General features: G+C 59.3%; 4 protein-coding genes. 3 read left to right on the forward strand and 1 reads right to left on the reverse strand.

The window, feature by feature from the left end; genetic code table 11:
* Window positions 1-118 precede the first annotated feature (118 nt).
* The 3 genes from EOA19_RS13010 to EOA19_RS13020 all read left to right on the forward strand — a co-directional run bounded on the left by EOA19_RS13010 (window position 119) and on the right by EOA19_RS13020 (window position 2,296).
* Window positions 119-511 (forward strand): RidA family protein, encoded by a 393-nt coding sequence (locus EOA19_RS13010; RefSeq protein ID WP_128303830.1) that lies wholly within the window; start codon window positions 119-121, stop codon window positions 509-511.
* Window positions 512-778: 267 nt separating this feature from the next.
* Entirely contained in the window at window positions 779-1,333 is a 555-nt protein-coding gene (locus tag EOA19_RS13015; RefSeq protein WP_128303831.1) for a hypothetical protein, read from the forward strand.
* A 171-nt stretch (window positions 1,334-1,504) separates the two neighbouring features.
* On the forward strand, window positions 1,505-2,296 hold the full coding sequence (locus EOA19_RS13020) for a hypothetical protein (RefSeq protein ID WP_128303832.1): 792 nt from the start codon (window positions 1,505-1,507) through the stop codon (window positions 2,294-2,296).
* A 68-nt stretch (window positions 2,297-2,364) separates the two neighbouring features.
* Here EOA19_RS13020 and carB read toward each other — a convergent pair whose 3' ends face one another.
* On the reverse strand, window positions 2,365-5,862 hold the full coding sequence (carB, locus tag EOA19_RS13025; protein WP_128303833.1) for a carbamoyl-phosphate synthase large subunit: 3,498 nt from the start codon (window positions 5,860-5,862) through the stop codon (window positions 2,365-2,367).
* Window positions 5,863-6,030: the final 168 nt, after the last annotated feature.

A 6,030-nucleotide genomic window follows, 5' to 3' on the forward strand; every position in this document is an offset into this window, starting at 1 on the left:
GGTGGGGGTCCTTCTTCGCAAGAATCCACATGCGATAGCCCTGCCCTTGGGGGGAAGGTTAGGGGGCTCTTCTTTAGCGCTAACGCGGCAGCCTGCTGCATACTCAGGGAGAACCACCATGAAGAAAGAAATCATCGAAGTGCCGGTCATGTCGGACAAGGTGCGGGCGCTCGGCCTTCCCTGCTCGACAGCGGTGAGGGCCAACGGCTTCGTGTTCATCTCGGCGACGCCGCCGGTGGACATGGTGACCGGCGAGATGGTGCGCGGCGACATCGAAACGCAGACCGAGGCGTCGCTGAAGGCGCTGAAACACTGCCTGGAAGCGGCCGGCACCTCGCTGGACAATGTCGTGATGGTGCGCATCTACGCCGTCAATTCCGGCTTCTACAACGCGATTAACCGGGTTTATGCGAAGTATTTTTCGACGAACCCGCCGGCGCGGAGTTTTGTGCCGGTGGCGTCCTGGCCGATGGAGTTTGATATCGAGATTGAGTGTGTGGCGGTGGCGTGAGGGGCTTGGCTCCCGGGGAGACGGGAACGCTCTCTGGACAATTCGAACAAATGCCAAACGGGCGCCAAGGCCAAGCGTGACGTCAGTCATATGAAAGAGAATGCGATTTCAACACCTTAGCGGAAAGAGGGTTAAGGACTCCCGTCTGTCTGCCATATCAGAGCCAGAAAAATATATGTCTAATAGACAAAGAATTCGTCTATTAGACAGGGTATCTATTGCATGCCGTCCGAATCGTGATATCTGTAATCCAAAGGACGGCATCACATGGACGGAAAACGATCTCGCGAAGCGCTGCTTGAGTTCCTCGACTATCTTGCCAAGAAGGGCTTGATGAACAAGGCTACGGCTAGCGCTCGTAAAGCGGCGGCAAATAGCGTTCTAAGCATTCTGGACGGCAATGAAGCCGAAGATGTCACGATTATTGATATTGATCAGCTCTTTGTGAGATATGCCAATCTTGCAGGCTCAAAATATAAACCTGAGAGCCTGAATGTCTACAGAGGGCGCCTGAAAGCTGCAATTGAAGATTTCAAAAACTACCAAAACAACCCAATGACTTTCCGACCTTCGGTGCAGTCAAGCGGACGAAAGGTGACCGAACGCCCGAGAGTTGGGCAAGGCGAGATTGATGCCGCTGATCGATCTGTATCTCGCCCGATAGCTAGCGTTTCTAGTCCACCACCTGCGTCGGTCTCGATCTTGCCGATTCCTATAAGACCAGAACTGGTAGTCCAGATACAGGGGCTTCCTTATGACTTGACGCCTGCGGAAGCGAACAAAATTGCCAATGTGATACGTGCGATGGCGTCTACAGAATAATTTCCCAGTCCAAATGGGAGATTTTCTCAGCCCAGCTGAGACCACGGGAGCCGCTGGCTCGGCGTCCAAAGCCGATGTCCAGCGGCCCTCTTGCCCGTCTAGAGGCCAATAAGCAATATCCCATAAATCCGATTGTCGCAAATCAATGATCCCTAACCGATTTGGTATTCAATGACCGCCCCAGACGCGACTCGGCAGAAAGAGGCATGGCGAGAGATTGATGCTATTTTCTCAGACTCAAAGAATACCTGGGTTATTCATTATTCTTGCGAAAGTTTTTATGATCGAGTCGAAGGGCGTTCGCCGAGAGTTACATCCATTGCGGTTCGTAAGCTGAGTGACGCGCAGACCCATTCTTTCTCTATTCATCAAATTGCTGAACGCCAAGGTGTGGCGTTTGGAGAGATCGAACAGCATTACGATCGATTAGAGCGCCTGATGCTGGATGCGTTCTTCTCATTCGTGGGATCATACCGGAACAGTCACTTTATGCATTGGAATATGCGGGACGCGAATTATGGATTCGCGGCAATAGATCATCGATATACAGTTCTCGGCGGTGTACCTATCGTAGTTGATGACGAGCGAAAGCATGATTTGTCAAGAACCATCATAAATATATATGGGAAAGGGTATATAGCGCATCCGCGATTGGAGTCTTTAATTGAAAAGAATAAAGTACGACCTTTGGACTTTATGACGGGAGCGCAGGAAGCAGCGGCATTTGAACAGAGGAATTTTAGCGGGCTTCATCAGTCCACGTTGCGCAAGGTGGATATTCTAGCGAATCTTGCGACGTTGGTTAAGGATCGCTCTCTTAAAACTAATACCACGCGCTGGGAAATGCATGGTGGTCGCATCCGAACTAGCGTCTCCTGGGTTCTTGAAAATAAGCTTGTTGCCTTTTTTGCCAGTATTGCGAGCATTGTTGGTTTGGGGCTGGCAATTTACGCTCTTAAGTAACAGCGCTGCCCCTCATCTGCCTGCCGGCATCTTCTCCCCGTTGAACGGGGAGAAGGGAGCCAATCACCTCAAGCAAAATACTCCTGCAGCGGCCTGACTTCCAGGCTCCCCGCCTTCAGCGCCGCAATCGCCTCGGCCACCGCCGCCGCACCCGATAGCGTCGTATAGTACGGCACCTTCTGCATCAGCGTCGCGCGGCGGAGCGATTTGGAGTCCGACACCGCCTTCTGGCCATCAGTCGTGTTGAAGACGATCTGCACCTGGCGGTTGCGGATGGCGTCTTCTATGTGGGGGCGGCCTTCCAGCACTTTGTTGATTTTCTCGGCAACAACGCCGTTTTCGGCGAGGAAGCGGGCGGTGCCGGAGGTGGCCAGCACCTTGAAGCCGAGGCCGGCGAGGCGCTTGACCGCCGGCAAGATGCCTTTCTTGTCCTCGTCGCGCACGGAGACGAACAGTGTGCCGGAGCGGGGCAGGTCGACGCCGGCGCCGAGCTGGCTCTTGGCGAAGGCCAGCGCGAAGTCGCGGTCGAGGCCCATGACCTCGCCGGTCGAGCGCATTTCCGGGCCGAGCAGGATGTCGACGCCGGGGAAGCGGGCGAAGGGGAACACCGCTTCCTTGACGGCGATGTGGCCGGGGTTGCGGGGATCAGGCATGGCGCCGTAATGGGCGAAGGCGTCTTCCAGCTTTTCGCCGGCCATGATGCGGGCAGCGATTTTCGCGATAGGACGCCCGATGGTTTTTGCGACGAAGGGCACGGTGCGTGACGCGCGCGGGTTGACCTCCAGCACATAGACGATGCCGTCCTTGATCGCATACTGCACGTTCATCAAGCCGCCGACATTGAGCGCGCGGGCAAGGGCTGCCGTCTGGCGCTCCAGCTCGTCGACCAGCTCGGAAGGCAGCGAGTGCACCGGCAGCGAGCAGGCGCTGTCGCCCGAATGGATGCCGGCCTCCTCGATGTGCTCCAATATGCCGGAGACGAAGGTCGACTTGCCGTCGCACAGGCAGTCGACATCGACCTCGATGGCGCCGGAGAGATAGGTGTCGAACAGCAGCGGGTTCTTGCCCAGCAGAGTATTGATCTGGCCGGTCTTGTCGTTGGGGTATTTCTGCTTGATGTCCTCCGGCACCAGGCCGGGCACGGTGTCGAGCAAATAGGTTTGCAGCATGCCCTCGTCATGGATGATCTGCATGGCGCGGCCGCCCAGCACATAGGACGGGCGCACCACCAGCGGGAAGCCGAGTTCGCCGGCGACGAGGCGGGCCTGCTCGACCGAATAGGCGATGCCGTTCTTCGGCTGGCTGAGGCCGAGCTTGTGCAGCAGCTTCTGGAAGCGGTCGCGGTCTTCGGCCAGATCGATCATGTCGGGCGAGGTGCCGAGGATCGGGATGCCGGCCTTCTCCAGCGCATCCGCGAGCTTCAGCGGCGTCTGGCCGCCGAACTGGACGATGACGCCGACCAGTTCGCCCGAGGCCTGTTCGGCGCGCAGGATCTCCAGCACGTCTTCGGCCGTCAGCGGCTCGAAATAGAGCCGGTCCGATGTGTCGTAGTCGGTCGAGACCGTCTCCGGGTTGCAGTTGATCATGATCGCTTCATAGCCTGCGTCGCGCAGCGCAAAGGCGGCGTGGCAGCAGCAATAGTCGAACTCGATGCCCTGGCCGATGCGGTTGGGGCCGCCGCCGAGGATGACGACCTTCTTGCGCGACGAGACCTGCGCCTCGTTTGCGAGCGCGCCGGCAAACGGCACTTCATAGGTCGAATACATGTAGGCAGTGGGCGAGGCGAACTCGGCCGCGCAGGTGTCGATGCGTTTATAAACCGGATGAACGTCGAGCTTTTCGCGAATCTTCGCAATCACTTCGACGTCTGTTTTCGTCAATGACGCGAGGCGGGCGTCCGAAAAACCCATGGCCTTCAGCATGCGCAGGTTGACGGCATCCTCGGGAATGCCGTGCTCGCGGATGCGGGCTTCCATGGCGACGATGCCTGCGATCTGTTCGAGGAACCACGGGTCGATCTTGCACATGGCGTGCACGTCTTCCAGCGAAGTGCCCATGCGGATCGCCTGGGCCACCATGCGCAGCCGGTCCGGCGTCGGCGTGCCCAGCGCGGCGCGGATGGCGTTGCGGTCGTCGGCATGGTTGGCCGCACCATAACCGAGGCCGGGGATCTCGATCTCGTCGAGACCCGTCAGGCCGGTTTCCAGTCCGCGCAAGGCTTTCTGCAGCGATTCCTGAAAAGTGCGGCCGATGGCCATGACTTCGCCGACCGACTTCATGGCGGTGGTCAGCACCGGCTCGGCGCCGGGGAATTTCTCGAAGGCAAAGCGCGGGATCTTGGTGACGACGTAATCGATCGACGGCTCGAAGGAGGCGGGCGTGGCGCCGCCGGTGATGTCGTTCTCCAACTCGTCCAGCGTGTAACCGACGGCGAGTTTTGCCGCGATCTTGGCGATCGGGAAACCGGTCGCCTTGGAGGCCAGAGCGGACGAGCGCGAGACGCGCGGGTTCATCTCGATGACCACCAGGCGGCCGTCGGCCGGGTTGACGGCGAACTGCACGTTGGAGCCGCCGGTCTCGACGCCGATCTCGCGCAGCACCGCGATCGAGGCGTTGCGCATCATCTGATACTCCTTGTCGGTCAAGGTCAGCGCCGGGGCGACGGTGATCGAGTCGCCCGTATGCACGCCCATCGGGTCGATGTTCTCGATCGAGCAGACGATGATGCAATTGTCCGCTCTGTCGCGGACAACCTCCATCTCATACTCCTTCCAGCCGAGCACGCTCTCCTCGATCAGCACTTCGGTGGTCGGCGAGGCGTCGAGGCCGGACTGGACGATCTCGTAGAATTCGGCGCGGTTGTAGGCGATGCCGCCGCCGGTGCCGCCCATGGTGAAGGACGGGCGGATGATTGCCGGCAGGCCGACATGGTCGAGCGCCTGGGCGGCGATCGCCATGCCATGGCTGATGTAGCGCTGCTTGCGGTCGCCTTCGCCGAGGTTCCAGCGGGTTTCCAGCGCGTCGAGCGCGGCATCGAGATCGGCCGGCGCTTCGGCCTTGACCGCTGCGCGCTCTGCCTCATGCGTCTTGCGGTCGGTGTTCTTGACGTCGGTGGCGTTGGCCAGCATCGACTTCGGCGTTTCCAGGCCGATCTTCTTCATCGCCTCGCGAAACAGCGCGCGGTCCTCGGCCTTGTCGATGGCTGTGGCGTCGGCGCCGATCATCTCGACATTGTAGCGCTCCAGCACGCCCATGCGGCGCAGCGACAAAGCGGTGTTGAGCGCGGTCTGGCCGCCCATGGTCGGCAGCAGCGCGTCGGGCCGCTCCTTGGCGATGATCTTGGCGACCACTTCAGGCGTGATCGGCTCGATATAGGTGGCGTCGGCCAGTTCCGGATCGGTCATGATGGTGGCCGGGTTGGAATTGACCAGGATGACGCGGAAGCCTTCCTCCTTCAGCGCCTTGCACGCCTGCGTGCCGGAATAGTCGAACTCGCAGGCCTGGCCGATGACGATGGGGCCGGCCCCGATGATCAGGATCGACTTGATGTCAGTGCGTCTTGGCATGTCAAAGGTCCGTTCGGCGGGCGGCTTGCACAAAAAACCGGGACGGGAAGACCCGGCCGGTTGTGCTCGCGATTCTGGTATCAGGCTAGGAGGGCCTTATAGGGAAGAGTTCTGACTGATGTAACCCCGAAAATGCGAGGTAGGGGAGTAGGGGAATAGGGGAATAGG

This window comes from Mesorhizobium sp. M7A.F.Ca.US.010.02.1.1, assembly GCF_004023085.1.
Lineage (GTDB): Bacteria > Pseudomonadota > Alphaproteobacteria > Rhizobiales > Rhizobiaceae > Mesorhizobium.

Bases quoted from the DNA above. Each gene is read 5' to 3' on its own strand.
- EOA19_RS13010 (WP_128303830.1), top strand. From the start codon at position 119: ATGAAGAAAGAAATCATCGAAGTGCCGGTCATGTCGGACAAGGTGCGG.
- EOA19_RS13015 (WP_128303831.1), top strand. From the start codon at position 779: ATGGACGGAAAACGATCTCGCGAAGCGCTGCTTGAGTTCCTCGACTAT.
- EOA19_RS13020 (WP_128303832.1), top strand. From the start codon at position 1,505: ATGACCGCCCCAGACGCGACTCGGCAGAAAGAGGCATGGCGAGAGATT.
- carB (WP_128303833.1), bottom strand. From the start codon at position 5,862: ATGCCAAGACGCACTGACATCAAGTCGATCCTGATCATCGGGGCCGGC.